Origin of the sequence: Pseudonocardia adelaidensis, assembly GCF_039543345.1 — a bacterium.
Taxonomy (GTDB): domain Bacteria; phylum Actinomycetota; class Actinomycetes; order Mycobacteriales; family Pseudonocardiaceae; genus Pseudonocardia; species Pseudonocardia adelaidensis.
On the sequence record NZ_BAABJO010000025.1, the window covers coordinates 12,504 to 38,028 of the forward strand.

Below are 25,525 nucleotides of genomic sequence, written 5' to 3' on the forward strand. Positions count from 1 at the left end.
GGTACGGGGTACACCGCCACGCGTGGCCCCAGCCCCTGGCCGACCGCTCGACAGTCGCCAGACCAGGAGTGAGAGATGAGTGCGCTCGCCCGCGGAGCGGGCCGGCTGAGAATGCGGCTCGCGGCACCGTCGCTTCCGGAGCGCTTGAAAGACATCCGTGCCCAGGTGGCGAGGTGGGCGAACCGCCTCGGCCTGTCGGCGGATGCCGTCGACGACATCGTGCTGGCCACGCACGAGGCGCTGTCGAACGTCGCCGACCACGCCTACCCCGATGGTGAAGGTGACGCCGAGCTCGACGCGGCCTGCGAGGACGGCGAGGTCCGGGTGGTGGTGCGCGACAACGGCCGCTGGCGGACGCCGTCGCACGACCCGGGCTGGCGCGGACACGGCCTGGTCCTCATCGAGGGGTTGGCCGAGCACGTCGACGTGCACCACGCCGCTGCCGGCACGAGCATCGCGATGCGCTGGCACCTCCCCGACGCCGGGAAAGCGCGACGGGCGGGAGCCTGATCGGCTCCCGCCCGTCGCGGGTGGTGTTCCAGGTGGGCGTCAGCCGGTGACCGGCAGGGCCGCCTTCACGACCGAGGGGGCCGGAGCGGTGTCGGCCTTGACGTCGGAGTCGTTGCCGCCGTCGCCCTTGCCGCCGTCGTCGTCACCGTCGTCGTGGTTGCTCTTGCCGTCGTCGTCGTTCGAGGACTTGCCGTCGCTGTCGTTGTCGGCGTCCTCGTTGCTGCCGGAGGCGGCACCACCCTCCTGGCAGGTGGCGTTGCCGATGGTGATCGTCTGGACGTCACCGCCGGCGGTGAGGCCACCGAGCTGGCCGACGAGGTCACCGACGGTGCCGTTGGAGACTCCGGTCAGGTCCTTGCCCAGCAGGTCACCGAGGACCGGCAGGGCGGCCTTGGTCGACTCGTCGATCTTCTCGTTCTTGTCCGCGGCCTCCGGGCCGGGGAGCACCTTCAGCTCGATGCCGGTGACCTCGAGGGAGCCGTCGGTGTTGCGCTTCTGGTCGTTCAGCGACAGCTTCAGCAGAGGCGAGATGTCGAGCGTCTTGCCCGGCACCGCGGTCTCCGGCAGCTTGTGCCCGAGGACCGTGCCGTTGATGATCTGCAGCCCGCCCTCACCGTTGTCGCACCAGGTGCGGATCAGGTCGGCACGCAGGATGTTGAGGAGGTTGACCTCCTTGACGGCGGTCTCGGCCCGGTTGGCCTCCGCCTCCGAGGTCAGCAGCCCGAACGAGATGTCGTCCTCGTACTTGCCGGCCACGTCACCGATCGACAGGAGCTCGTCGTGGACCAGCTTGCCGTCCGCGGACTTCACCGGGGAAATCGGGTTGATGTCGAGGACGCCGGACGCCGAGAGGGCGAAGGCGCTGTCGCCGTTCGAGTCGTCGTCCGCCGCGAGCGCGGGAGTGGCGCCGAGCAGCAGGGTCGTCACCGCGGTGACGGCCCCGACCGCTGCCGCACCGGCGAGCTTCTTCGTCTTCACTGTGGTGCTAACCCCTCATTCCTCATCGATGATCACGAGCGTGCCGAGCGGGACCTCGGCGAGTTGTTGCAGGGCGTCTTGCGGGACCCGGATGCAGCCGTTGCTGACGGCGGTGCCGAAGACGCTCGCATCGGGCCATGTGTGGATCGCGACGGTTCCCGGACCGCCACCGAAGGTGTCCAGCGTCGGGCTGTGCGTGCCGAGCGGGAGGATCACCGGGGAGTGCGCCTGGTTCTCGTCGGCGAACGCCCCGAGCAGGAAGGTGCGGCCCGTCGGCGTGGGCGTCTCGGGCAGGCCGACGCCTGCCGACCACGTGTCGACGACCTTGCCCTCCCGCACCAGCTCGAGCTTCTTCGCGCCGAGGTGCACCTTGATGACGTAGGGCGTGATCGCCCGCTCCACGTCGTCGGCGCGCATCCACCCGGTGGAGCTGGATGGCTTGGACGGCAGGAGCACCTGCACCCAGCCGGGCTGCTCGGCGATCACGGGGAGCCAGGTGTCGCCGAACTGCGTGGTCTCCATGCGAGCGATCGGGCGGCCGTCGGGTGCATCGCGTACCGGCGTCTCTCGGACCGGGTGCACGACCAGACCGTTGGTGGTCCCCGTCGGGTCGGGGTCGGCCGGTGCGCCGGCCAGCTCGGTGTACGTGGTGCTCGCGGGCAGGTCGCCGGTCGGGACCTCACCCTCGGCCACCGAGGACGGGTCGGTACCCCCGCCACCGCTGAAGAAGGTGAAGCCCAGCGCGACGGCGATCGCGACGACCACCCCGGCGATCGCCCCGAAGACGATGCCCCGCCGGGACGGGCCGGGGCCCGTGCCCCGGGACGGCGCCGCTTCGGGCGGCGCGATGTGCTGTGACATGTCACCCAAACAGAGCTGATCGGACAGGAACGGTCCTGACCGGAGGACGACGGGGTCGACCGATCACGGTCCGCGTAATTGATCAAACGAGGCTGTCCCGTCCGGGTTACTCCGAGTTGTCCGACTACCTTCTGTTGTGCAGATCACAACGGAAGGTGAGCGCCGGCTCCCCACGGTCGTGACGCACGCGATCACGAACGGGCCTTGCGCACGTGTCGGATCATGAACAACGGTGGACCGATGGCGCCGACGACGTTCGCAGTGGTGGGAAGCGGGAAGAGATGTCGGTTCTTCCTCCGGCTGGCCGCGGCGGCGCCGGACCGCCTGCGCGCGATCGGCGTCGTCAGCCGCAGCCCAGAACGGGTGAACGAGGGGGTTCCCGCGGTCCGCACCCTGGACGAGCTGCTCGCGCGCGAGCGCCCCGACTTCGTCGCCGCGGCGGTGCCGTGGCCCCAGATGCCCGACGTGGCCCGCGCGGCCGTCGCGCTGGGCGTGCCGGTGCTCGTGGAGACCCCACCCGCCCCCGACCTCGACGGCCTGCGGGCGCTGTGGGCGGACGTGGGTGGTAGCGGTCTCGTGCAGGTGGCCGAGCAGTACTTGCTGATGCCCGGGCACGCCGCCCGGCTGGCGGCCGTCCGCTCCGGGGTCGTCGGGGAGCCGACCGCGGTGCACGTCGGCTCCACGCACCTGTACCACGCGGTCTCGCTCGTGCGTGGCCTGCTGGGCCTGGACATGGAGGACGTCGCGGTGTCCGCGCGCGCCTTCACGGCACCGCTGACCGACCCGCTCGGGTTCGACGGCTGGCGGCCGGACGCCACCCCCGAGCCGCGCACCAGGACGATCGCCACCCTCGACTTCGGCGACGGCCGCCACGGCCTCTACGACTTCACCGAGAACCAGTGGTGGAACCCGCTGCTCGCCCGCCGGATCGCGGTGCGCGGGACCACGGGCGAGCTGGTGGACGACCGCGTCGTCCGGCTGGTCGAGCCAGCGACGCCCGTCGAGTCGCACCTGCTGTACCGGCGCCTCGGGATCGACCTCAACCTCGAGGGCAACGAGCTCGACCACGTCTCCCTCGACGGCCGCGTGCTGTACCGCAACCCGTTCCGGGGAACGCGCCTCTCCGAGGACGACATCGGCGTCGCCGCCATCCTCGATGCCACCGGCGCGTGGGCCCGTGACGAGGCCCCGCCCCCGTACCCGCTCGCGCAGGGCTGCCAGGACCACGCGATCTCGCTCGCGATCGGCGAGAGCGCCCGCACCGGGCAGGACGTGCGCGTCGCCAAGGAGGTGTGGGTCTGATGGGAGTGGTACGGGCCGCCGTGCTCCGGGCGCCCGGCGAGCCGCTCCGGGTGGAGGACGTCGAGCTGGACGCCCCGCACGAGGGCGACGTCCTGGTCCGCGTCGAGGCCGCCGGGGTCTGCCACACCGAGCTGCACTACATGGACGGGGCCATCCCCTGCCCGTTGCCGATCGTGCTCGGCCACGAGGGCAGCGGCGTGGTCGAGGAGGTCGGGGCCGGGGTCGGGGCTGATCCCGGGGCCGTCGCGGTGGGCGACCGGGTGGCGTTCACCTGGCGCCCGCGCTGCGGGCACTGCGAGTACTGCGTGACCGGACGCCCGGTGATGTGCGTGTACGGCCGGGTGCAGGCGCGCAGCGGCGGGTTGCTCGACGGCACCTCGAGGCTGCACCTCGACGGCGGCCCGCTGCACCACTTCCTCGGTGTCTCCTGCTTCGCCGAGCGCGCGGTCGTGTCGCAGCGCGCCGTCGTGAAGGTGCCGGACGGGGTCCCGCCCGCGGTGGCCGCCGTCACCGGATGCGCGGTGATCACCGGGGTCGGTGCGGTCGTCAACGTCGCCGGGCAGGTGGCGGGCAAGCCGCTCGTCGTGATCGGCGCGGGCGGGGTGGGCCTGTCCGCGCTGATGGGCGCCGTGCTCGTCGGGGCGGTCCCGGTGGTGGTCGACGTCGCCGCCGACAAGCTGGAGCTCGCCCGCCGCCTCGGCGCCGCCGACACGCTCGACGCCTCCGGCATGTCGGCCGACGAGGCGGTCGCGGCCGTCCAGGAGCTGACCGGCGGCGGGGCCGAGGTGGCCGTCGACGCGGTGGGGCTGCCGCAGACCCTGCGCCAGGCGTTCGCCGTGTTGCGCCCCGGCGGCACCGCGATCGCCGTCGGCCTCGGCGCGGTGGACGCCACGGCCCCGGTCCCGATCAACGAGCTGGTGCAGCAGCAGAAACGCCTGGTCGGCAGCCTGTACGGCTCGGCGAACCCGCCCGTGGACCTGCCCCGCATCCTCGGCCTGTACCTGGCGGGGCGGCTGCCGCTCGACCTCCTGCTCGGCGAGCGGTACCCGCTCGACCGCGTCGACGACGCGTACCAGGCCCTGCGCGCGGGCGCAGGCGGTCGCGCGGTGGTGCTGCCCTCGTGAGCGACTTCGCCACCTACCCCAGCCTGCGCGACGCCGTGGTGCTGATCAGCGGCGGCGCGAGCGGCCTCGGCGCGGAGTTCGTCGCCCAGTTCGCCGCCCAGGGCGCGCGGGTCGGGCTCGTCGACGTGGCGGCCGATGCGGGCGAGAAGCTCGCCGCAGCCGTGGCCGAGCGCGGCCACGCCCGGCCCCTCTTCCGCGAGTGCGACATCCGCGATCTCGACGCCTACCGGCGGGTGATCGCGGACATCGCGGCCGAGCTGGGCGACGTGCAGGTGCTCGTGAACAACGCCGGCAGCGACACCCGCCACCCCGTCGGGGGCATCGAGCCCTCGTACTGGGACGAGCGCATGCGCGTGAACCTCGACCACCAGTTCTTCGCGGCACAGGCGGTGGCCCCCGCGATGCGGGCAGCGGGCCGCGGCTCGATCATCAACATGGGCTCGATCAGCGCCCACGTGGACCTGCTCGACCTCACCGCCTACATGACCGCGAAGGCCGGCATCGAAGGGCTCACCCGGTCGCTGTCGCGCGAGTTCGGGCCGGACGGCGTGCGCGTCAACTGCGTGCTGCCCGGCTGGATCATGACGCCCCGGCAGCTGGAGAACTGGGTGACCCCGGAGGCCGACGCCCACCGCGCCGCCGCCCAGGCCCTGCCGCAACGGCTCGAGCCCGCCGACGTCGCGCGGCTGGTGCTCTGGCTCGCGGCCGAGGACAGCCGTGCGTGCACCGGCCAGCACTGGGTGGTGGACGGCGGCTGGATGCACTCCTGACGCCGCAGGTCGGTCGGCACCCGGCCGCCCCGTGAGCCACGCTCCGCGAAGGTGATCAAGGGGAAATGGCCGCCAAACGATCTTCGCGGGCCACCATCTGCCCTTGATCGGCGCCGAGTCCACGTGTTCGGCGCTTGATCGCCGTCCCGACCTTCCGCATCAGCTCCGCGAAGTCGCGGTACACGTCGAGGTCGGTCGCGTAGAACATCGCCCAGCCGTCGTCCTGCAGGAAGTTGTGCCGACGGCGGTCGGAGCGCAGGTTCGCCCGTCCGGTGTGCCCTTCCTCGCCGTCATAGTCGAGGCCGACCTTGACGTCCTCCCAAGCCAGGTCGAGCCAGCGGCACGGGCGGCCACGCGAGTCGAGAACCGGGAACTGCGCAGTGGGCGTCGGCAAACCGGCGTCGTGGCACCGCAGGCGCAGCCTGGACTCCTGCGGCGACTCCGGCTCAGGACGCGCCAGCGGCATCAGCTCCCGCGCCTGCCGGATGCCCTTGAACCCGGTGTGCCGCTTCAGCTCGGCGGCCAGCGACCCCGGCGTGCAGACGCCCGCGGCGAGCGCGGCGTCGAGCACGGGCAGGACGTCGAGGCGGGGAAGGATCCGGGCGAGGTCGATGGCGGTCCGGTCGGCGTTCGTCGCGAGCGCCCCGCACCGCAGCCGAACGACGTCGTCGGCCGTGAGGGCGAGCTGGTGGGGCCAGAGCTCGGCTCGACGCGCGCACGGCTCGTCGGGCCGGACGGCGACGTGCGTGACCACGTCGTCGAGCACGCCGAACCCGTGCAGCTCGGCGGCCGTGTGCAGGCAGGCGGGCACCTCGCGCCCGATGCTGAGCCCGGCCGCAGAGAGCCGGAGCCTCGGCCCCGGCTCGGCCGAGCTCAGGCGATAGCTGCCCGTGAACATCCCGGACCAGCCGCCGGAGCTGACCAATGCGCGCAACTCCCCCCGGCTGTAGCAGCTCATGGCCTGTGCGGTGCTGAACGCACCGTGCTGCGCCGCGGCGATGTCGCGGAGAGGCTGGCGCATGCATCGAGCCTGCGCCCCGGACCGGCCGCCGTCATCGGTCCTCTGAGATCTGTGGACAACCGGCTCCCGATGTGGACAACCCCCGCCTCTTCGCGCCGATCAAGGGAGATGGCTGCTCCCCAAGATCGAACCACGACCATCTCCCCTTGATCACCCCACGGGCCGCCGGGCGCGGCCGCACCCCACCGGCTGACGGGGCGGGGGCTCACCGCCTCGGCTCCTCGTCCCTCGGCGTGAGGGCCGAGGCGGGGACGAGTACGGCCAGGTGCTCCGCCACCACGGCCCCGTAGGCGTCGCAGACGGCGAAGTTGACGCGGCCGAACCAGCGGCCGTCGACGGCGCGGGCCCACCGCTTGAGCAGCCCCGGCACCCGCGTGGTGGCGACGAGGAGGCCACCCGGCACGGGGTCGGCGATCGGGCCCGGCGAGTCGGGAGGGCCGTAGAGGCGGTCGAGGTGGACCCACACGGGCCGGTCCAGCGGCGGGGGCGGCGTGCTCACGCTCGACGACCACGGCTTGTACACGGCTTCCCCTTCCAGCGACCACTGACCGGCGGTCGGGGGAAGCGACCACGTGCACGTCAAGGATCGCATGCCGCGTCGGCGCTCAGAACACCAGATCCGCCATCCGGTCGACCTGCACGACGTCGGTGGCCCAGCAGTAGAGGACGACCTCGTCGGCCCCGAGGTCCGCGTAGGCGGCCACCGCGTCCCGCACCCGGTGCGAGGTGGTCAGCAGGCCGCCCACCATCCGCTCGGTGCTCCCGGTGAAGCCGTAGTAGGTGCCCATGGCGGTACGCGCGGCGTCGGCCACTTCGTCCGGGCCCAGCGCGATGTTCACCTGGCCGACGAGCCGCGGCCCGGCCGGGCCGGCCCTGTGAAGCCCAGTCGCGTTCGACCGCGCGGAACAGGTCACCGGCCCAGGACGGTGGTGCCGCGCAGAGCAGGCCGTCGCCGAACCGGGCCACCCGGGCGAGCGCGGCCGGGCGGAACGCACCGAACAGCAGCTCCGGGCCGCCGGGCGAGGCGAGGGCCGGGCCGATGGGCGTCCCCCCGCCCCACAGCTCCCGCATCCGCACGAGCTGCTCGTCGAGCCGGCGGCCCCGGGTTCGCAGCTCGACGCCGGCGGCGGCGTCGTCCGCACGACCGCCGACGCCGAGGCCGAGGGTGAAGCGGCCGCCGCAGAGGCGGTCGAGCGTGGCCACCTGCTTCGCGAGGAGCGCGGTGCCGCGCAGCGGGGCGAGCAGCACCTCGGTCTGCAGCCGGATGCGGCTGGTGACGCCGGCGAGGGCGGCCAGCGTGACGAGCGGCTCGGGGTTGTGCCAGACCAGCCGGTCGAGCAGGCCGAGCGTGCTGAACGGGCCTGCGTCGGCGCGGAGGGCCCATTCGCGCAGCACGTCCGGGTCGTCGACGGGCAAGCCGATACCGATCTTCACGGGGACTCCTGGGGGTAGACGTGATCGTCAGCCGCCCCCTCCTCGCCTGGCGGCGGGCGGTCCCGATCCTGCGGCGTCGTTCCCCGGGACCACCGGCGGAGTCGTCGGCGACGCTAGCAGCACCCCGACGGACGCACGATCGTGATAGCGGCGAGATCCGGGTCACATAGGGTCCGGATCACGCGACGGGCGGCACGGCCTGGAGGGCCACCATGCGGATCGGTTCCGTCATCATCGTCATCTGGCTCGTCATCGGCGCGTTCGCCGCGTACCAGCGGGGTTACTTCTCCGGGGACGACCAGGTGAACTGCGCCGAGCTCGGCACGGTGCTCGGCACGATCGTCGTGGGGCCGCTGAACTACGCGGGCCTGAACCCGCGGATCGAGTGCACGATCCCCCAGCCCTCGCCGTAGGGCGCAGAAAGGGATGTCCCTCGACCGGGGGAGCTTCCGGGTGGAACCCGATCTTCGCTCTTAGCATCCGAAGCATGCGGACATGGATCGGCATCGCCTGCGCTGTGGCGCTGCTGACTGCCGGCTGCTCCGCGCAAGTTACCGAAGCGGGCCCGCGGATCACCGCACGACCCGACGGCGTCAGCGTAGCTGTACCCGTCCAGGTGACGGTCGACGGGCTTCCCGCAGGCGATCAGGTCCGCGTCTGGGCCCGCACGTACGACCGTCGGGGTCAGGTGTGGGAGTCGTCCGGCGAGTTCGTCACCGACGGCGTGGGCCAGGTGGACCTCTCGACCGATGCGTCCACGGGCGGCACGTACACCGGGGTGGACCCGCACGGGCTGTTCTGGTCGATGCGCCTGCCCGAGGACGAGCAGGCGCCGTACCCGCTGCTGGACGCCGACGACATGGTGGTCCTGCTGGGCGTGGACCTGGGGGGCGCCACCGTGGCGCGGACGACGCTGCGCCGCGTCGTCCGCGAGCCTGCGGGCCAGGTGCTGCCCGTCGCCGAGGCCGGCCTGGTGGGTGATCTCTACCTGCCGCCGGGCACGGGCGTGTGGCCGGGCGTGCTGCTGCTCGGCGGGGCGGAGGGGGGACGCCCCGACCCGGCGTACGCCGCGTTGCTCGCGTCGGAGGGCTACGTGGTGTTCGGGCTCGCCTACTTCGGCCTGCCCGGCCTCCCGAAGACGCTCACCCGCATCCCGCTCGAGTACGGGCTCGACGCCGCGCGGTGGCTCGCCGACCGGCCGGAGGTGGCAGGCGACCGCGTCGGCCTGGTCGGCACGGACAAGGGCGCCGAGTATGCGCTGATGCTCGCGTCGTCGGAGCCGTCCCGGTTCGCCGCGGTGGTGGCGCACGTGCCGTCGGACCTCGTGTGGCCCGGGTTCAGCGTCTCCACCGCCACGCAGGTGTCGTCGTGGACGCGGGCAGGTGCCGACGTTCCGTTCCTGCGCTGGCCCTCCAGCCGTGGGGCGCTGTCCGCGGCCGCCGGCCCGGCCGTGCAGTCGGCGGACGCCTACGAGGGGGCCGTCGCCTCGGCCTCGCGCTGGAGGCTGGGGGTCGCCCGCATCCCCGTCGAGCAGATCACCTCGCCGGTGCTCCTCACCGCAGGCGACGCCGACGGCGTGTGGCCGTCCACGGCGCAGGCGCAGCGGGCACTCGCCTCGATCGAGGGTGCCGGCAACTCCTCGGGCACGCAGCTGCTCAACTTCTCCGGAGCCGGCCACCTCGTCGGCGGCGTGCCCGACCTCCCGACCACCCGCACCGCGGTCACCTACGGGCAGGTCACGGTCGAGACGGGCGGGGATCCCGCGACCACCGCGGCTGCCGTGCGCAACACGTTCTCCGCCACCGTCGAGCTGCTGCGCAAGGCGATGCCGCGCGGGCGCGGGTAGCCCGGCCTACTGCCGGCTCTCCCGCCGCTCCGCCTTGCGGACGGCACGGCCGTGCGCCTCGGCGAGCAGCGGCTTGATCTCCTCGAACGTCGCCGCTCCCGGGTTCACGACGCACACCCAGTACTGCGCCCCGTAGTGGGGATGCGGCATCAACCGGTCCTCCGTGGCGTAGTCGAAGCCGGAGTCGAGCACCCAGTCGTCGTCCCGCTCCCGCGGCGGGGCGCCGAACAGGCCGGTGTAGGTCGACTTCGTGAGCCCGATGTTCAGCCGGTAGGCCCCGTCGCGGTCCAGGTTCGAGACCCGGTCGTGGCGGTCGTTCGTCACGACCGTCGCGAACGGCTGCCACGCCCCCTCGGGCGGACGGCCGCTCGGGTCGTGGGTGAAGAAGGTGTCGCCCTCGCTCTCGACGGCGACGACGTGCTCGAACTCCTCGGCGATGTAGCGGATCACGGCACGGGCATCCATGCCGTCGATCGTGTCATCGACCGGCTATCCGAGACCCTTCAGGCGCTCGACCGCGGCGTGCAGCGTCTCCGGCCGCTTCGGGAAGGCGAAGCGGATCATGCTGCGCCCGGCCGCCGCGTTCTCCGGCTTCCAGAACGACACCGCGGGCACGCACGAGACGCCGATCTCGGTGATCAGGCGATGGGCGAACGCGACGCCGTCGCCTGCCGGGTCCACCGGCGACATGTCACAGAGCACGTAGTACGAGCCGTCCGGGCGGCGCAGCCCGAACCCGATGTCCTCCAGCGCGGCGCAGAGCAGGTCCCGCCGCTCCAGGTAGCGGGCGGCGACGTCGGCGTAGTAGCCGTCGGGCAACCCCATCGCCGCGACGCCCGCGGCCTGCATCGGCGCCGGCGCTGCGATCGTGAGGAAGTCGTGCACCTTGCGGATCGCTGCGGTGAGGTCGGGCGGCGCCACCGTCCAGCCGACGCGCCACCCCGTGACGGCGTAGGTCTTGGACAGCGCGTTGACGGTGACCGTCCGGTCCTCGAGCCCCGGCACCAGCGCGGGCGGCAGGTACCGGCCCGCGCCGAGGTAGTGGATGTGCTCGTAGATCGAGTCGACGACGAGCACGGCGTCCCAGCGCTGGCACAGCTCGGCCAGGAGGGCGAGCTCCTCGGCCGTGTAGACCTTGCCGGTCGGGTTGTTGGGGTGGCAGAGGAAGACCGCCTTCGTGCGCGGGCCGAACGCCGCGCGCAGCTCGGCCTCGTCGAAGGTCCAGTCCGGCGCGTGCATCCGCACGGTGCGGGGCACGGCACCGGCGAGGATCGCGTCCGGCCGGTAGTTCTCGTACCACGGCTCGAACAGCACGACCTCGTCCCCGGGATCGAGCAGCGCGAACGCAACGGCCACCAGCGCCTCGGTGGCCCCGCAGGTGACGCACAGCTCGGCATCCGGGTCGATCGTCCAGCCCGGGTAGGTCCGCGCGGTCTTCTCGGCGATGGCCGCGCGCAGCGGCGGCGTGCCGAACGTCATCGGGTACTGGTTGTCGTCGGCCTGGATCGCGGCGCACGCCGCGTCCTTGATCTCCTGCGGGCACGGGAAGTCCGGGTAGCCCTGCCCCAGGTTGATCGCGCCGTGCTGGGCCGCCAGCCGGAACGTCTCCCGGATCACCGACTCGGTGAAGAGCCCCGCCTTCGCGCTGGTGCGGTTCATCGCGCCCCTCCCGAGAGTGTGATCAGCTCGGCGCGGGAGCTGATCCCGAGCTTCGGATAGGCCTTGTACAGGTGGTACGCGACCGTCCGTGAGCTGAGGATGAGCTGGGCGGCGATGTCCCGGTTCGACAGCCCCTGAGCGGCGAGCTGGGCGATCTGCAGCTCCTGGGGGGTGAGCCCGCCGAACACCGGCGACGGTGCGGGCTGCGGCGTCCGCGCGCCGGACGCGCCCAGCTCGGCCCGCGCCCGCGCCGCCCACGGCGTGGACCCGATCTCCTCGAAGGTCGCGAGCGCCGCGGAGAGCTGCACCCGGGCGTCGCTCTTGCGCCTGGCCCGCCGCAGCCACTCGCCGTAGAGCAACGCGGTGCGCGCGTGCTCGAACGGGCGGCTCGCGGTGGCGTGCAGGGCCAGTGCCCGCTCGAAGTGCCGGTCCGCGTCGGCGTCCGGCGCCGTCAGCGCCTCGCAGCGGGCGAGCAGCGCGTCGATCCACGGCTGCCGCATGACGGCGGCCCAGCGCGTGAGCAGGGCCAGCGGCCCCGCGGTGTCCGCCGGGCGGCCCAGCCGGACGGCCGCCTCGATCTCGGTCGGCACGCTCCGGACGACGGCCGCGAGGTGCCGGCCCGGGCCGTGCGCCATCGCCTGCAGCCGGTCGAGGCAGCCCTGGACGCGCCCGTCCCCGAGGTCGAGCAGCGCCAGCCCCGCCTGCGCCCACGACGCTCCGGACAGCGCGCTCGCGGGCGCGCGGCCGTCGAGGGCGGCGAGCTCGGCGTGCTCGCGGCACCGGTCCCCGTCGCCCTCGACGGCGGCGAGGTAGGCCAGCGCACCGGCGGCGTAGCTCACCCAGATCGGCTGGCCGGTGTCCCGCGCGATCTCCATGGCCTCGCTGCCGCTGATCCACGCCTCGCGGTGCCGGCCGAGCACGACCTGCGCGAGCGTGGCGAGGCCGAGCCCGCCCGGCAGCGCGTGCACCGTGCCGCGCTCGCGCGCATCCGCGACGAGCGCGGACGCGATGTCGACGCACTCCTCGTCGCGCGCGGCCACGAACGCCCGGCTGGCCACCTCGAGGAGGGCCCGGGGACCGGCGGCCGCACCCGCCTCCCCGGCGCGGGACAGCACGGTGTCCAGCGCGGGGAAGCCGGCCGGGTCGCGGTCCAGCACGAGCGCGGTGGCCCACCGCGCGAGCCAGGCCACCCCCATCAGCGGCCCGTCCGGGTCGAGCCCCAGTGCGTCGAACCGGTCGACGGTGGCGGCGATCAGCTGCTCGTCGGTGGGCGCCGCCCAGGCCGCGTGCAGGCTCTGCATGAGCATCCAGAAGGCCCGCTCCGGGTCGTCGCCCGCGACGCGCAACGCGGCGTCGGTGAGCAGGGCGTGCGCGCGGGTCAGCTCGCCCTGCGCGAAGTCGGCGCCCGCCCGCACCGCGGCGAGCCGGGCGAGGAGGACCGGGTCGGTGACGTCGCGGGCGATCCGCTCGGCATGACCCCGCGCCCATTCCAGCCTGCCCCCGTGCACCCCGGCCTCGCAGGCGAGCACGGTCCGGCGCACGGCGGCCGCCCGGTCGGCGCTCAGCGCCGCCGCGCGCTCGTAGGTGGCCGCTGCGGCGCCGTGCCCACCGCGGGCCCGTGCCCGGTCGGCGGCGTGTTCGAGGTCGGCCGCCACCCGTTCGTCGGCGCCGGTGGCGGCCAGCGCGAGGTGCCAGGCCCGCCGGTCGGCGTCGTCGGCGTGCGCCTCGGCGAGCACGGCGTGCACCGCGACCCGCTGCCCCAGCGGCGCGCCGTGGTACACGGCGGCGCGGATCAGCGGGTGCCGGAACGCGAGCCCGCCCGCCGTGACGGACACGAGCCCGCTCGCCTCGGCGGGCTGCAGGTCCGCGGCGCCGAGGCCGAGGGCGCCTGCCGCCCGCAGGAGGACCGGCACGCTCCCGGTGTCGTCGGCCGCGGCCACGAGCAGCATCCGCCCGCTCGCCTGCGGGAGCGCCCTGACCTGGTGGTGGAAGGCGTCGAGCACGCGGCTCGTCAGCGGGATCACGCCGAGGTGGGCGCCCTGCGTCGCGATCAGCGGGGGGAGCTCGCGCAGTGCGAGCGGGTTGCCGTGGGTCTCGGCGATGAGCCGCTCCCGCTGGTCGGCGGGCAGCGCGGCGCCGAGGTCGTCGAGCATCGCCCCTGCGCTGTCCGGGTCGAGCCCGGCGAGGGGGAGCTCGGGAACGCCGGCCGCCGCGAGCCCGCCGGCGTGCTCGCGCACCGCGAACAGCACCACCACGCCCTCGCGGTCGAGCCGCCGCGCGGCGAACAGCAGCGCCTCCGCGGAGGGCCGGTCCAGCCACTGCGCGTCGTCGACGAGGCAGAGCAGCGGCCGCGTCTCGGCCAGCTGGGCCAGCACCGACAGCACGGCGGCACCCACCAGGAACCGGTCGCCCCCGTCGCCGTCGCCGAGACCGAACGCGCTCGCGAGAGCCCGCCGCTGCGGGCCGGGGAGGGCCTCGAGCGCGTCCGCGGCGGGACGCAGGAGCAGGTGCAGGCCCGCGAAGGGCAGCTCCGCCTCGGACTCGATCCCGGCCCCGCGCAGCACCCGCATGCCGTCGGCCCGCTGCCCCGCGTACTCCAGCAGCGCCGTCTTGCCGATCCCGGGCTCGCCGCGGACGACCAGCGCCCCGCTGATCCCGTCCCGCCCCGCGGCGAGGAGGGCGTCGATGCGCTCCTGCTCGGCGCGCCGACCCCGCAGCATGCCGTCACCCTATCCGGGTCAGGCGTCGTCCCGATCCTGCTCGGCGAGCTCCCGCAGCTCTGCCTTGACCCGGTCGACGTCCCAGCGTGCGTGCTTGCCCTTGGTGATGACCTCGGGCGTGATCAGGCCTTCGTTCCGATACCGCTGGATCGTCCGCACGCTGAGTCCCAGGGCGCGGGCGAGATCGCCCGTGCTGACGAGGCGCGCTGACGGCATGAGACCACCGTATGCGCTGGTTAACAGCCTCTGAGGACATCTGGCGCGTGAGACCATCGATAGGCATCTATGACGGTCATTGTGTATCTCTGTCGCGTTTTCGGTTAGCATCGTGCCCTCGACGTCGACGTGGAGATGAGGTGGGCCCGTTGCAGTGCGAGTTCTGCGGGGAGTCGATCAGGTACGACAGGGAGCGGCCGAAGCCCGCGTGGGTGCACACCGGCAGCGCCGAGCCGCCGTGCGCCGATCCCCCGGGCGCCACCGCGTGGCCCCGCTACCTCGGCATCGACCGCCGCCGCGGCCCCCGAACCCCGTGGGGCGGCGACGGTGTGTTCTGGCAGGCCGAGGTCCCGGGTGGCGGCTTCGCGTACGGGCAGGCCCTCGACGAGCAGAGTGCCCGGCGGGTGATCGGGATCCTGCAGGCGGGCCGGACCGTCTGCCCGGGCTGCTCCGGCCACGGCGCCACCTGCTGCGGGCGCGCGTACCTGGGCGTGGCCGGCGCGGGCACGCTCACCCAGCTGCGCAGGTGCGAGACGTGCGACGGCCAGGGCTGGCTCCCGGGCACCCAGCCGCCGGCATGACAAGTACTGATACCGATACGGATTCCCGCCGGCGCGCACGCCCATAGCGTTCTGATCACCACGAGCTGAGGGGAACACCATGCTGCTGGAGAACCGCAACGCCGTCGTCTACGGAGCGGGCGGGTCGATCGGCTCGGCCGTCGCCACCACGTTCGCCCGCGAGGGCGCCCGGGTCTTCCTCGTCGGGCGCACCGAGGAGGGCCTGGAGCGGGTTGCGAAGGAGATCATCGCGGCCGGCGGGCGGGCCGACATCGCCGTGCTCGACGCACTCGACGAGCAAGCCGTCGACGACCACGCCAGGTCGGTGGTCGAGACGGCGGGGAGCATCGACATCTCGTTCAACCTGATCGGCGCCGGTGACGTGCAGGGCATCCCGCTGATCGACATGACCACGGCCGACTTCACCCGGCCGGTCGTCACGCGGGCCACCGCGAACTTCATCTCGGCGCGCGCCGCCGCCCGGCACATGGTGAAGCAGGGTTCGGGGGTCATCCTCGCGCTGGACAGCGGCTCCGCGGTCGGCAGCGCGATGATGGGCGGCACCGGCCCGGCCGACGCGGCCACGGACACGCTCGTCCGCAACCTGGCGGCGGAGATCGGGCCGAGCGGCGTCCGCGTCCTCGGGATCTGGACGGCGGGGCTCCCCGAGACGCTCTCCCCGGAGAAGCTCGCCGCCGTCACCGGTGGCCCCGCCATGGACGACGCGGCGTTCCAGGGCCTCCTCCAGCACCTCGACGGGATGCGGATGACCCGCCGCTCCCCCACCCTCGCCCAGGTCGCCGCCACGGCGGCGTTCCTCGCGTCCGACGGCGCCGGGGCCATCACCGGCACGTTCGTGAACGTCACGAGCGGCATGTTCCCGAGCTAGGAAACCGACGCTCCCCGTAGGAAAGGAATGACAGACATGACCAGCTCGACCGACCGCAAGGTCACCGCGAACCTCGCCCTCACCCTCGACGGGCACTACAACGGCCCGGGTGGCCCCGCAGACTTCGGCGCCTTCGTCCCGTACGTCACCACCGACGTGGCGCGGGACCACATGACCCGCATGGTGGAGACCGCGACGACGGCGCTGCTCGGCCGGGTCAACGCCGAGGGCTTCATGGGCTTCTGGCCGTCGGTGGCCGGAGACGAGAACGCCGACCCACGGGATCGGGGCTACGCGAAGTGGCTGGTGAACACGGACAAGGTGGTCCTGTCGACCACCTTGACCGAGGCGCCGTAGGAACGCACCCGCGTGGTGAACGCCCCCACCGCGGACGTCGTCACCGACCTCAAGACCACCGGTGAGGGCGACATCCTCGTCAACAGCTCCCCCACCGTCATCAAGGCGCTCCTGTCGGCGGACCTGATCGACCGGCTGTACCTCCTGGTCCTCCCCGAGATCGTCGGGGGTGGGGGCCGCCTGTTCGAGGACGGCCTGCCGGCGTCGAGGTGGACGCTCAGCCGCCAGGAGACCGGCGCACTGGGCGAGATCGCCGTGGTCTACGACCGCGCACGGTGATCACCCCCGCAGGGACCCGCCGGTGCCCCCGACGCTGCCGGCGGGTCCCTTCCGGGCCGCGTCCGGGCCCCCCAGCCCCGGACGCGACGTGTCCTCGGCAACCCGGCACCGACGACCCTGCTCGGCGTACCTGTCGGCCGCCTCTCGCCCGGCTGTGCACGACCTGTGCGGGAACCCGAAATCCCGTCGCAACGCGGACCACGGCCGGTCAGGATGGCCCGCGATGCACCGCGACGAGATCGACGCCGCCCTTGCGGCACGGCTGGTGGCCGCGCAGTTCCCGGAATGGGCCGATCTCCCGGTCGTCCCCGTGGACCAGCCGGGTTGGGACAACCGCACGTTCCGCCTCGGCGAGGCGATGTCCGTGCGGCTGCCGAGCGCGGCGGCGTACGTGGCGAGCGTGGAGAAGGAGCACACCTGGTTGCCCCGGCTGGCGCCGCGGCTCCCGCTCCCGGTTCCCGTTCCGCTGGCGCTGGGGGCGCCGGGCGGTGGGTACCCGTGGCCGTGGTCGGTGCGGCGCTGGATCGACGGGCGGGTGAGCTCACGCGAGCGGATCCGCGACCTCGCCGCGTTCGCCCGCGACCTCGCCGGTTTCCTCGTCGCGTTGCAGGGGGCCGACGCGACCGGTGGCCCGGCGGCCGGCGCGCACTGCTTCCACCGCGGCGGATCACTGAGCGTCTACGACGCCGAGACGCACGAGGCGATCGCCGCACTGGGCTCGCGCATCGACGGCGCCGCCGCCACCGAGGTATGGCAGGCCGCGCTGAAGGCCACGCGGACCGGCCCACCGGTGTGGTTCCACGGCGACGTCGCGGCCGGCAACCTCCTCCTCGACGACGAGGGAGACCTGGCCGCCGTGATCGACTTCGGCACGTCCGGCGTCGGCGACCCGGCCTGCGACCTCGTGATCGCCTGGACCCTGCTCGACGGCGAGAGCCGCGCCGAGTTCCGGCGGCTGATGCCGGCCGACGACGCGATGTGGGCCCGTGCCCGGGGCTGGGCGCTGTGGAAGTCTCTGATCACGATCGACAACCCGTACGCGGGGCAGTGGGTCGCCGAGGAGTCCGCCCGCGTGGCGGAGGAGGTCCTGGCCGAACACCGCGGGACCCGGTGAGACCGCGTACCCGGTCGAGGTAGCGACGCAGGAGGACCCGGTGAGCCGTCGGACCGCACGCGAGTGCTTCGAGGAGCTGGCCGCGGAGCACCTGACCCGACCGGACGCGGGGCGGCGATCCATGTTCGGGCGCGACTGCCTGATGGCGAACGGGCGCAACGTCGCCTTCTTCCACGACGACCACCTCGCCCTCCGGCTGCGTCCGGACCTGGCCGCGAGGCTGCTCGCGTCCGGCGAGGCGAGCACCCCGCTCATGGGGACGCGCGCGATGCGCAACTGGGTCGCGGTGCCACCGACCGGGGTGGAGCGCTGGCGCGAGCTCCTCGATGACGCCGTGGCGGCGGCCACGGAGGATTGACCCGCCTCGCGGGGTGCCGCTGCAGCCCGGAACGTGCTCACATGGGGGCATGGTGTCCGCCGACCGTCTGCTCGCCTTCGCGGCGATGTCGTTCCTGCTCATCGTGGTGCCCGGCCCCAGTGTGCTGTTCACCGTCGGACGGGCCCTCGCCCACGGGAGGCGGGCCGCCCTCAGCTCGGTCGTGGGCAACGCGATCGGGGCCTACGTGCTCGTCACAGCCGTGGCGCTGGGGGTCGGGGCCGTCGTGGAACGCTCGGCCGTCGCCTTCACCGTGCTGAAGCTGGCCGGAGCCGCCTACCTCGTGTACCTCGGCATCAAGGCGTGGCGGCAGCGCGGATCGCTCCCGGTCGCGATCAGCGGCGAGCCGCCGCGGGGCGGCCTCCACACCCTGTGGGATGGCTTCGCGGTCGGCGTCGCCAACCCGAAGACGATCGTGTTCTTCGCGGCGGTGCTGCCGCAGTTCGCCGACCCGGGCCTCGGCCACGTCGTGGGGCAGATGATGCTGCTCGGCCTGATCTTCGTCGGTATCGCCCTCGCCTCGGACAGCGCGTGGGGCCTCGGCGCGTCCGTGGCCCGCGACTGGTTCGCCCGCTCCCCCCGCCGTCTCGCCGCTGTCGGCAGGGTCGGCGGGCTCTCGATGATCGGGCTCGGCGTCACGGTGGCGGTGACGGGGCGGAAGGACTGAGCCAGCATCGAGCAGTTCGGCCGTGCGCCCCGGTTGGTCCTCGGCCGTGTAGGTGTACGCGTCGGCGATCGTCCGCAGCTCGGCGCCGAGCGCGGTCGCGTACCGCTCGGCGTGCTCGAGCGGGAAGACGCGGTCCTGCCCGGCCCAGGCGAGGAGCACCGGTTTGCCGAACGACCGCCGCAGCTCCGCGGCCGCGGCCCGCGTGAAATGCGGCGAGACGGCGCAGATCGCCTTGCGCCCGTCGTCGCGGATCGCCGGACGGGTGAGCACCGGCCGCACGTAAATGCGCATCACCTGCGCGTCGATCGGCCGCTTGGCGAGCCAGCCGTAGGTGTTCGGCAGCCGCCACGTCACAGGCAGCCGCAAGGGCTGGTAGAGCGCGCGGTGCGTGGCCGACCGCCGGGCGGCCACGCACCGCGCGGCCGACCGCCGGGCGGCCGCCTTGAGCAGCCCGAAGCCGCCCGGCCCCGGCGGCCACGAGCAGTCGGGCGTCTCGCAGGAGTTCAGCACCAGCCGCGCGATCCGCTCGGGTCGCTCCGTGGCGGCGATCTGGGCGTACGCCCCGCCGGAGTCGTTGCCGACCAGCGTGACGTCGTGCAGGTCGAGCGCGTCGAGGAAGTCCCCGACGAGCCGGGCGACGCCCGGCGGCGACAGGTAGGCCCCGGGTGCCATCGGCACCGGGTGCGAGCCCAGCGGCCAGTCCACCGCGATGCAGCGGTACCCGCCCGCCAGCAGCGGGACCAGCTTGCGCCAGATGTTGGCGTTCACCAGGTAGCCGTGGACGAAGACGAGGACCGGGCCGCGCCCGGCGTCGTGGTAGCGGATCGGCCCGGCCGGCAGCCGCACCTCGTGTGCCGGGCCCAGCCGCGGGTCGCGCCATGTCTCGGCGTCCGCCGCGGTCACCGGCCCAGGAGCAGCCGGGCCGCCGGCAGCCACGCCGCCGGGCGCAGGAGCAGCGCGAGCGCCACCGGCGTGGGGTCGAAGAAGGCCTCGCGGCGCAGGACGCGCCCCTCCGGGCTGATCAGCAGCTGGTCGAAGCTGCGGAAGACCAGCGGCTTGCCGCCCACCGTGGCGCGCAGGCGCACGTCGATGAACACGACGTCGTCGTGCCCGGCCCACGTGACCACGTCGCCCCGCAGGTCGGGGGCGAGCCGGAGGAGCCTGCGGGCGCCGTCCTGCCAGACGGCAGGCATGCGGACCGGGGCGGTCCCATCCCTTCGCGAAGAGATCGACCACCTGCTGGTGCACGCTCGGCCAGTCGGCCATGATCGGACGGTAGCCAGTTTTTACAACGGTTGCAAGAAGGGTGGGGCGCGTGGCCGATCAGCGGAAGGAACGGACCACGACCGCGCTGCTGCAGGCGGCGGAGGCGCTCTTCCGGGACCGCTCCGTCGACGATGTGACCGTGGAGCAGATCGCCGAGTCGGCGGGCGTGGCCGTCGGGTCGATCTACAACCACTTCGGGTCCAAGGCCGGGCTGCACGCCGCCCTCGTCGAGCGTGCGCTCCAGGCCGACCGCGACTTCATGGACCTGACGTACGGGTCCGCCGGCTCACCGGTCGAGCAGATCCAGGCCGCGGCCGAGCAGTACCTCGCGTTCTACCTGGCACACCCCGACCACTTCAGGATGCTCGCCTTCCCCGACCCACCGGGCCGGTACGCCGCGGGCCGGGAGCTGTCCGAGCGGCTGGCCCGCTCGGTCGACGAGCAGAACCAGCGGCTCGTCGATGCGATCCGGCGCGGCATCGCGGCGGGCGAACTGCGCGCCGTCGACCCGGACCACGTCGCCACCGTCCTGTGGGCGGCGTGGAACGGCATCATCAGCCTCGCCTGGCGACCTGACGCGTTGCGCCGCGACCACGCACAGCTGCGCGAGCTGCTGGAGACCGCCACCGACGTCATCGCCGACGGCCTCCGCACGCGGGCTACTCCCGGTCGAACTCGCCGGCCCGGACGCCCGCCAGGAAGGCCTTCCAGGCCGTCGGCGTGAAGTGGTGGGGGGTGCACCCCGGGTGCTTGCTGTCGCGCTCGGCGATCCGGCCGTCGGGGAGGAGGCGCACCTCCACGCAGCCGGTGGCGCCGGAGAAGCTGCTCTTGCGGAAACGGTCGTGCGAGATCACGGCATGCCTTTCGGGGAATTGATGTCGGCGATGAGCGCACGGGACTCGTCGTGGTCGAGTGCCTTGCGGGTGATCGCGTCGAAGATCCGGAGGTACTGGAGCACGTTCGACGGCTGCTCGAGGAACCGCTCGCCGGTGTGCGACTCGGCGGCGACGACGTCGCGGTCGCGGTCGTCCGCGTAGTGGAGGATCGTGAACAACCCCAGCATCCCGGGGTGCGGGCCGCTGGCGAAGGGCACGACCCGCAGCGAGACGTTGCGTTGCCGGGAGACGACCTGCAGGTGGTCGAGCTGCTCGCGGAAGGCGTCCGGCGGGCCGACCGGCCGCCGCAGCACCGCCTCGTCGAGCAAGAAGATCAGCTGTGGGGCGTCGTCGGACTTCACGAGCAACTGCTGGCGGCGGGCCCGCACCTCCAACAGCCGTCGCGCGGAGTCATCGGACTTGACGGCCGGCAGCACCTTGTAGAGCTCGAGGGCGTAGGCCTCGGTCTGCAGCAGCGGCGGCACGACCGCCGCGGCGAAGCTGCGGATCGTCGAGGCGCCGGATTCGTAGTCGACGTAGGTGTCGGCACCGGCAGGGAGTGCGTCCGTGTACTCCCGCCACCACGCCTGGCTGCGCCCGGCACTCGCCCACCGGCGCAGGCGATCGGCCGACGGCGGGTCGAGCTCGTAGAAGGTGACGAGGTCGCGGATGTCCCGCGGGAGCGGCACACCCTGCCCGTTCTCGAGCCGGCTCAGCTTCGAGGTGCTGATCAGCGTGGCCTCGGCGACCTCCTCCAGCGTCCGGTCGCCCCGCAGGCGCCGCAGCTCGGCCCCGAGCCTGCGGCGGTGCAGCAGCGGTCCCTCAGAGGACGCCACGGGGGTCTCCCGGCCAGCGAGGACGGCCATGGTCCTCGTGGCCGTCCCGGGGTAGAAGCGGCCGAACGGGGGTGCTCGTGTGCAAGATGCGTCGAGTTCCTCTTCAGGGATGGGCTGCCCGGGTGTTCTATGTGGGAATCCCAGCCGCCATATTGCAGCGGCAAGGCGCATAGCGCAAGCTACACCTTGCGGTGCCCACGCCCGCCAACCGGTCGGCGTGTCGCCCGAACCCGAACGGGGGCAGCAATGAACCTTGCAATCGTCCTCGGTGGCCCGACCATCCTCGTCGGCCTGGCAGTTCTGATCGCCTACCTCGACGCCCAGGCCCGCAAGTCGGCATGGCGGCGCATCGCCGCCGCCCGACGCGACGTGCAGGAGCGCGAGCGCGCCCTCATGCGACTGGACCGCTTCCACGACGACTGGTCCTGACCCGCCGCACGCCGGCCGCTCGACGACCTGGGAGAGCGTTGCGAGGTGGGGCTCGGCGCCCCGGGAAGGGCGCGCCGGGCGCATGCCGGATCGATCGCCGCGGTGGTGATCAGCGCGAGATCACCCGGAGGGACCGCGGGAGGGCGCTCGTGGCGCCCCCGTATCGATCAGGAGCGCTGATGGGGCGAGGGGCTTTCATCGATCAAGGCGAGATGGTCGTCAAACGATCTCCGGGGGCGACCATTTCCCCTTGATCGCCGCCGCAGGAGCCCGATGACCTCCCGGTTTCGGTTGCGCATTCTCGGTCAGAGCAACCGCACCCACGTATCCGGCGCCTGGAGTGGCTGCCGACGGCGGACCTTCGCAGTCACCGCCACCGTCATCTCTCGTGGCGATCAGCACCTGCATCATCCCTCGGGCCAGGCAGTGCTGCCCGCCGCGCTAACCTCCGACGGCCCGGCGGCGCAGGTGTCGCACGTCGGTGGACGCGGACCACGCCACCACACCGGCGTCCTCGACGACCGATGAGGATCGACGCTGAGCGCGGTCTCCACATCATCCTGTTGGATACGACGACGAGGAGGCACGCGATGGGTGGGCCGCTCGACTCCGCGCACGCCATCACCAAGCTCCCGGCGCAGGACCTGGACCGAGCACGGCGGTTCTACCGCGACCGTCTTGGCCTCGAGGCCGTGGAGGAGCGCGAGGGCGGGCTCCGCTACGTGTGCGGGACGACGGAGTTCCACCTCTTCCGTTCGTCCGGGACAGCCTCGGGCACCTCGACGCAGATCGGCTTCGAGGTGGCGGACATCGACGAGGTCGTGGCCCAGTTGCGCGCCCGCGGGGTGCAGTTCGAGGCTTTCGACATCGCCGGCTTCGACGTCGAGAACGACATCGTCACTGTTCCTGACAACTATGCCAGCAAGGGCAGGGGCGAGCGTGGCGCGTTCTTCCGCGACAGCGAGGGCAACCTCCTGGGGCTCGGGCAGGCGATCCGCTGACAGCCATGGTCTACCTCCGCTTCATGCCTCGTCCTCTTCGCTCACGATCACGTGAGCGGGCGGCCGCAGGGAGCCTCGAATGAATGTCGGCGCGCGAGGACCTGTCACGGTGGTCCTGTTCCACTCGATGTTCGGTCTGCGACAGGTGGAGCTGCTCGCGGCCGATCGCCTCCGAGCCGCCGGTCACCGAGTCGTCACACCCGACCTGTTCGCCGGCGCCGCGGCGGCCGAGCAGGGTTCAGCGCCGACGTTGGAAGATGGGTTCGCGCTCATGGCCCGCATCGGCTGGGAAACGATCGTGGCGCGTGCGCGCGCTGCCGTCCGCGACCTGCCCCCCAGCAGTGTTCTCGGAGGCTTCTCGATGGGAGTGGGCGTCGTGGGCAGCCTGTGGCCGGAAAGGCTGGCGGCGTCCGGCGTCTTCCTGCTCCACGCGACCACCCCCGTGCCCGGCGGCGTCGGCGCCGGCAAGCCTGTCCAAGCTCACGTTGCCGACGGCGATCGATTTGCCCCGCCCGACCAGCTGGCTGCCTTCCGCGCCAGCGCGGTAGACGCCGGCGCTGAGGCGACGCTCCACACCTATCCCGGCGCCGGACACTTCTACAGCGACCCGTCTCTGCCTGACTACGACGCCATCGCCACCGACCGCACCTGGCGCCACGTGCACGCACTGCTCGACGAAGTACGTCACATGCCGCTGTGAATAGGCCCGCGTACTGGCGACCCGTGCCGCCACCTGCAGGTCCCCGACTGCCGGCTTCCCAGCCCTCCGTTGCGGACATCGCGAACGTCCCCGACAAGGGCGGTTAAGCAGCGCTGGACCTGGAGATCACGAACGGTGGACGAACATCACGAACACCCGAAGCCGAGGTTGGAAAACTACGGAGCTGTCCAGGCGCGCCACAAGCGGTCCTCGTGCCATCCGCTGCGCTGACCCCGCACGAGATCGAGCCTCATCGGTGAGGATCCGCGCTCGATCCGCCGTCATGCCTTCCCGATGAGCCGTTCCCAGATGCTGCGCCGCGGGCTCGACCCGCCCCGCTGAGCGCCGTCCGGCCGCCGCGCAGCTGTGCGTGCCGGCGGGGTCTGGCGCTGCTGCGGGGCGGGTGGCTCGACAGCTGCCCGCTGGCTAGGGATCGGGTCCGGTCGCCGGGTCTGCTCGCGGTGCAGGGCGCGCGCGGCTGCGGCAGGGCGGTCAGCGGCCCGCTCTGGTCGGCGCACCGTGCGTCGGGCCACTGCTCAACGCAGCCACCGTGATCGCAACCCTCGACGTCGCCACCGAAGCCGGACGCCTCGACACCAACGATCGTGAATGTAGGCCAGCACCAGTGGCCGGGGAACCCGTCGTTCCACCTCCGCAACCCGCGACGGCGAGCACAAGGAGCAGGAAGCCGATCCCGCCGAGGACTCTCACCCCGACAAGATCGCTGCTGGTTTCCCGGCGTTGCTGGTCGCTGCTCGAGATGCTCTGGCCTGCAGCGACGTGGGGCCGGTGGGACTCGAACCCACGACCTGACGGATCTTGGACACGCTACTGACCGCTGATCCGGCAAGGTCATTCCTGCTGCTCAGATCCCGTTCACCTGGTCGACGGTGATGAGTGAGGCCATGCACTGATCGGCGGTAAGCGTGGACATAGCCGTGGGCGTGATCATGCGCTGCGGACCTCTGTCCGCTCGCGGTGCCAATGACGCTGATCCGTGTTGCCCGGGAACCACCCTGCAGGCACCCCTGCCGCAGGCGCGACCTGACACTGCGACTTCGCCCGGCGAGGAGTCCGACTCGACTGCCGCACCAGGCATCATCTGGTCGGGCCCAGGCTGATCCGGTCCGGCGAGCTGCCCGCCGCGGAGGTGATGGGAGGCGGCGGCCGCGATCCGAGCCACCGCGGTCGTGGTCGAGCCTCGCAAGCGCGCGGCGACCGGTTCGGCTCACCTACGACCTCTTCGGTGTGAACTCGTGGCGATCAAGCATCGGATGGGTTCGTACGAGTTCAGGCAGCATGTCGAGATCGGCTCAGCGGTCCTCGGCAGCTGGCGTTGCTGTACTTCACTGCGGTACGCGCATGCCTTGGCCCCATGCTGCCACCCGGGTCCTCCATTCGTTGACAACTGAAGTAGTAGTGCTCAGGAAGTAGCCCCGACGCCGGCGCGGCCCGTTGAGGGTCGTCGAAACGACAAGGCACCGACCACGCCCGGATGCCCGGCCTCAGCCGACGCTCCCCCGACTTGCCGCCCCACCGGCGCCGGCGACCGCGAGGAGGCCGGCGATGACGGAAGCCTCGTTGTCAGCGGCGTGTGCCCCCTCTGCAATTCGGACCAGCAGGAGATACCCAGCACCAACCACGCACAGCACCCCGCCCAGGACCGTGAGCAGCAACGGCTTCAGCTGGCCCCTGGTATCGGACACCCGGCAGGTCGCTCCTGGATCAGCGGGGC

The 25,525-nt window shown here is 72.8% G+C and carries 27 protein-coding genes and 3 pseudogenes; 16 read left to right on the top strand and 14 right to left on the bottom strand.

The features are described from left to right. Positions 1–75: 75 nt before the first annotated feature. Positions 76–510, top strand: a complete 435-nt coding sequence (locus tag ABEA81_RS28135) for an ATP-binding protein (RefSeq protein ID WP_345608878.1) — start codon at positions 76–78, stop codon at positions 508–510. A gap of 39 nt (positions 511–549) precedes the next feature. On the opposite strand, the gene ABEA81_RS28140 is transcribed toward ABEA81_RS28135, so the two are convergent. Both ABEA81_RS28140 and ABEA81_RS28145 read right to left on the bottom strand, forming a co-directional pair. Next, on the bottom strand, positions 550–1,488 hold the full coding sequence (locus ABEA81_RS28140) for a hypothetical protein (protein WP_345608880.1): 939 nt from the start codon (positions 1,486–1,488) through the stop codon (positions 550–552). Positions 1,489–1,503: 15 nt separating this feature from the next. After that, positions 1,504–2,349, bottom strand: coding sequence for a L,D-transpeptidase (locus ABEA81_RS28145; protein ID WP_345608882.1), 846 nt, complete (start codon positions 2,347–2,349; stop codon positions 1,504–1,506). A 240-nt stretch (positions 2,350–2,589) separates the two neighbouring features. Here ABEA81_RS28145 and ABEA81_RS28150 point away from each other — a divergent pair, with 240 nt between their 5' ends. The 3 genes from ABEA81_RS28150 to ABEA81_RS28160 are packed head-to-tail and all read left to right on the top strand — an operon-like array spanning position 2,590 to position 5,545. Next, positions 2,590–3,651, top strand: coding sequence for a Gfo/Idh/MocA family protein (locus tag ABEA81_RS28150; protein WP_345608884.1), 1,062 nt, complete (start codon positions 2,590–2,592; stop codon positions 3,649–3,651). Continuing rightward, positions 3,651–4,775: a zinc-binding dehydrogenase gene (locus ABEA81_RS28155; protein ID WP_345608886.1), complete on the top strand. Its 1,125-nt coding sequence runs from the start codon at positions 3,651–3,653 to the stop codon at positions 4,773–4,775. Before ABEA81_RS28150 ends, ABEA81_RS28155 begins: the two co-directional genes overlap by 1 nt. Next, positions 4,772–5,545 carry an SDR family NAD(P)-dependent oxidoreductase gene (locus ABEA81_RS28160; protein WP_345608888.1) on the top strand — a complete coding sequence of 258 codons (774 nt, stop codon included), beginning with the start codon at positions 4,772–4,774 and terminating at the stop codon, positions 5,543–5,545. The genes ABEA81_RS28155 and ABEA81_RS28160 overlap by 4 nt, the downstream gene beginning before the upstream one ends. Positions 5,546–5,600: 55 nt before the next feature. Here ABEA81_RS28160 and ABEA81_RS28165 read toward each other — a convergent pair whose 3' ends face one another. The 4 genes and pseudogenes from ABEA81_RS28165 to ABEA81_RS28180 all read right to left on the bottom strand — a co-directional run. Beyond that, positions 5,601–6,566, bottom strand: coding sequence for a hypothetical protein (locus ABEA81_RS28165; protein ID WP_345608890.1), 966 nt, complete (start codon positions 6,564–6,566; stop codon positions 5,601–5,603). Positions 6,567–6,771: 205 nt separating this feature from the next. Next, complete coding sequence (locus ABEA81_RS28170; protein ID WP_345608892.1) at positions 6,772–7,065, bottom strand: hypothetical protein; 294 nt, start codon at positions 7,063–7,065, stop codon at positions 6,772–6,774. 106 nt (positions 7,066–7,171) lie between these two features. Beyond that, complete coding sequence (locus ABEA81_RS28175) at positions 7,172–7,405, bottom strand: hypothetical protein (RefSeq protein ID WP_345609138.1); 234 nt, start codon at positions 7,403–7,405, stop codon at positions 7,172–7,174. Positions 7,406–7,487: 82 nt separating this feature from the next. Further along, positions 7,488–8,000, bottom strand: a pseudogene (locus tag ABEA81_RS28180) (LLM class flavin-dependent oxidoreductase); the annotation flags it as partial. A gap of 212 nt (positions 8,001–8,212) precedes the next feature. Here ABEA81_RS28180 and ABEA81_RS28185 point away from each other — a divergent pair. Continuing rightward, positions 8,213–8,413 carry a hypothetical protein gene (locus ABEA81_RS28185; RefSeq protein ID WP_345608894.1) on the top strand — a complete coding sequence of 67 codons (201 nt, stop codon included), beginning with the start codon at positions 8,213–8,215 and terminating at the stop codon, positions 8,411–8,413. 203 nt (positions 8,414–8,616) lie between these two features. Continuing rightward, complete coding sequence (locus ABEA81_RS28190) at positions 8,617–9,846, top strand: acyl-CoA thioesterase/BAAT N-terminal domain-containing protein (RefSeq protein ID WP_345608896.1); 1,230 nt, start codon at positions 8,617–8,619, stop codon at positions 9,844–9,846. A gap of 6 nt (positions 9,847–9,852) precedes the next feature. On the opposite strand, the gene ABEA81_RS28195 is transcribed toward ABEA81_RS28190, so the two are convergent. Genes ABEA81_RS28195 through ABEA81_RS28210 form a run of 4 tightly spaced genes read right to left on the bottom strand, consistent with a single transcriptional unit; the run spans position 9,853 to position 14,441 of the window. Then, positions 9,853–10,311 (bottom strand): DUF6194 family protein, encoded by a 459-nt coding sequence (locus ABEA81_RS28195; RefSeq protein ID WP_345608898.1) that lies wholly within the window; start codon positions 10,309–10,311, stop codon positions 9,853–9,855. Positions 10,312–10,335: 24 nt separating this feature from the next. After that, positions 10,336–11,505, bottom strand: a complete 1,170-nt coding sequence (locus ABEA81_RS28200) for a pyridoxal phosphate-dependent aminotransferase (RefSeq protein ID WP_345608900.1) — start codon at positions 11,503–11,505, stop codon at positions 10,336–10,338. Then, on the bottom strand, positions 11,502–14,225 hold the full coding sequence (locus ABEA81_RS28205) for an ATP-binding protein (RefSeq protein WP_345608902.1): 2,724 nt from the start codon (positions 14,223–14,225) through the stop codon (positions 11,502–11,504). The genes ABEA81_RS28200 and ABEA81_RS28205 overlap by 4 nt, the downstream gene beginning before the upstream one ends. A gap of 18 nt (positions 14,226–14,243) precedes the next feature. Continuing rightward, positions 14,244–14,441, bottom strand: a complete 198-nt coding sequence (locus tag ABEA81_RS28210) for a MerR family transcriptional regulator (RefSeq protein ID WP_345608904.1) — start codon at positions 14,439–14,441, stop codon at positions 14,244–14,246. A gap of 140 nt (positions 14,442–14,581) precedes the next feature. Here ABEA81_RS28210 and ABEA81_RS28215 point away from each other — a divergent pair, with 140 nt between their 5' ends. The 6 genes and pseudogenes from ABEA81_RS28215 (at position 14,582) to ABEA81_RS28240 (ending at position 18,683) form a co-directional block, all read left to right on the top strand. Then, positions 14,582–15,022, top strand: a complete 441-nt coding sequence (locus ABEA81_RS28215; protein ID WP_345608906.1) for a hypothetical protein — start codon at positions 14,582–14,584, stop codon at positions 15,020–15,022. A gap of 79 nt (positions 15,023–15,101) precedes the next feature. Beyond that, positions 15,102–15,890 carry an SDR family NAD(P)-dependent oxidoreductase gene (locus ABEA81_RS28220; RefSeq protein ID WP_345608908.1) on the top strand — a complete coding sequence of 263 codons (789 nt, stop codon included), beginning with the start codon at positions 15,102–15,104 and terminating at the stop codon, positions 15,888–15,890. A gap of 36 nt (positions 15,891–15,926) precedes the next feature. Then, positions 15,927–16,526, top strand: a pseudogene (locus tag ABEA81_RS28225) (dihydrofolate reductase family protein). Positions 16,527–16,749: 223 nt separating this feature from the next. Next, the gene (locus ABEA81_RS28230) at positions 16,750–17,640 is read left to right on the top strand and encodes an aminoglycoside phosphotransferase family protein (protein WP_345608910.1); all 891 of its coding nucleotides are present in this window, start codon (positions 16,750–16,752) and stop codon (positions 17,638–17,640) included. Positions 17,641–17,680: 40 nt separating this feature from the next. Beyond that, complete coding sequence (locus ABEA81_RS28235; RefSeq protein ID WP_345608912.1) at positions 17,681–17,998, top strand: TfoX/Sxy family protein; 318 nt, start codon at positions 17,681–17,683, stop codon at positions 17,996–17,998. Between the two features lie 49 nt (positions 17,999–18,047). Next, a complete protein-coding gene (locus tag ABEA81_RS28240; RefSeq protein ID WP_345608914.1) occupies positions 18,048–18,683 on the top strand; it encodes a LysE family translocator in 636 nt (211 codons plus the stop codon). 66 nt (positions 18,684–18,749) lie between these two features. On the opposite strand, the pseudogene ABEA81_RS28245 reads toward ABEA81_RS28240, so the two are convergent. Further along, positions 18,750–19,619: pseudogene (locus ABEA81_RS28245) on the bottom strand (alpha/beta fold hydrolase); the annotation flags it as partial. Next, positions 19,583–19,876, bottom strand: coding sequence for a hypothetical protein (locus tag ABEA81_RS28250; RefSeq protein ID WP_345608916.1), 294 nt, complete (start codon positions 19,874–19,876; stop codon positions 19,583–19,585). The pseudogene ABEA81_RS28245 and the gene ABEA81_RS28250, both read right to left, overlap by 37 nt. Positions 19,877–19,998: 122 nt before the next feature. Here ABEA81_RS28250 and ABEA81_RS28255 point away from each other — a divergent pair, with 122 nt between their 5' ends. Beyond that, positions 19,999–20,673 (top strand): TetR/AcrR family transcriptional regulator, encoded by a 675-nt coding sequence (locus ABEA81_RS28255; protein ID WP_345608918.1) that lies wholly within the window; start codon positions 19,999–20,001, stop codon positions 20,671–20,673. Here ABEA81_RS28255 and ABEA81_RS28260 read toward each other — a convergent pair. Together ABEA81_RS28260 and ABEA81_RS28265 are read right to left on the bottom strand one after the other, a co-directional pair. After that, complete coding sequence (locus ABEA81_RS28260) at positions 20,609–20,803, bottom strand: DUF397 domain-containing protein (RefSeq protein ID WP_345608920.1); 195 nt, start codon at positions 20,801–20,803, stop codon at positions 20,609–20,611. The two genes, ABEA81_RS28255 and ABEA81_RS28260, sit on opposite strands and share 65 nt — an antisense overlap. Next, positions 20,800–21,660, bottom strand: a complete 861-nt coding sequence (locus ABEA81_RS28265) for a helix-turn-helix domain-containing protein (RefSeq protein ID WP_345608922.1) — start codon at positions 21,658–21,660, stop codon at positions 20,800–20,802. Before ABEA81_RS28265 ends, ABEA81_RS28260 begins: the two co-directional genes overlap by 4 nt. Before the next feature lie 246 nt (positions 21,661–21,906). Between ABEA81_RS28265 and ABEA81_RS28270 the strand changes: the two genes are divergently transcribed. The 3 genes from ABEA81_RS28270 to ABEA81_RS28280 all read left to right on the top strand — a co-directional run bounded on the left by ABEA81_RS28270 (position 21,907) and on the right by ABEA81_RS28280 (position 23,790). Further along, positions 21,907–22,089: a hypothetical protein gene (locus ABEA81_RS28270; protein WP_345608924.1), complete on the top strand. Its 183-nt coding sequence runs from the start codon at positions 21,907–21,909 to the stop codon at positions 22,087–22,089. A 590-nt stretch (positions 22,090–22,679) separates the two neighbouring features. Beyond that, positions 22,680–23,090 carry a VOC family protein gene (locus ABEA81_RS28275; RefSeq protein WP_345608926.1) on the top strand — a complete coding sequence of 137 codons (411 nt, stop codon included), beginning with the start codon at positions 22,680–22,682 and terminating at the stop codon, positions 23,088–23,090. Between the two features lie 109 nt (positions 23,091–23,199). Next, positions 23,200–23,790, top strand: coding sequence for a dienelactone hydrolase family protein (locus ABEA81_RS28280; RefSeq protein WP_425570693.1), 591 nt, complete (start codon positions 23,200–23,202; stop codon positions 23,788–23,790). Positions 23,791–25,525: the final 1,735 nt, after the last annotated feature.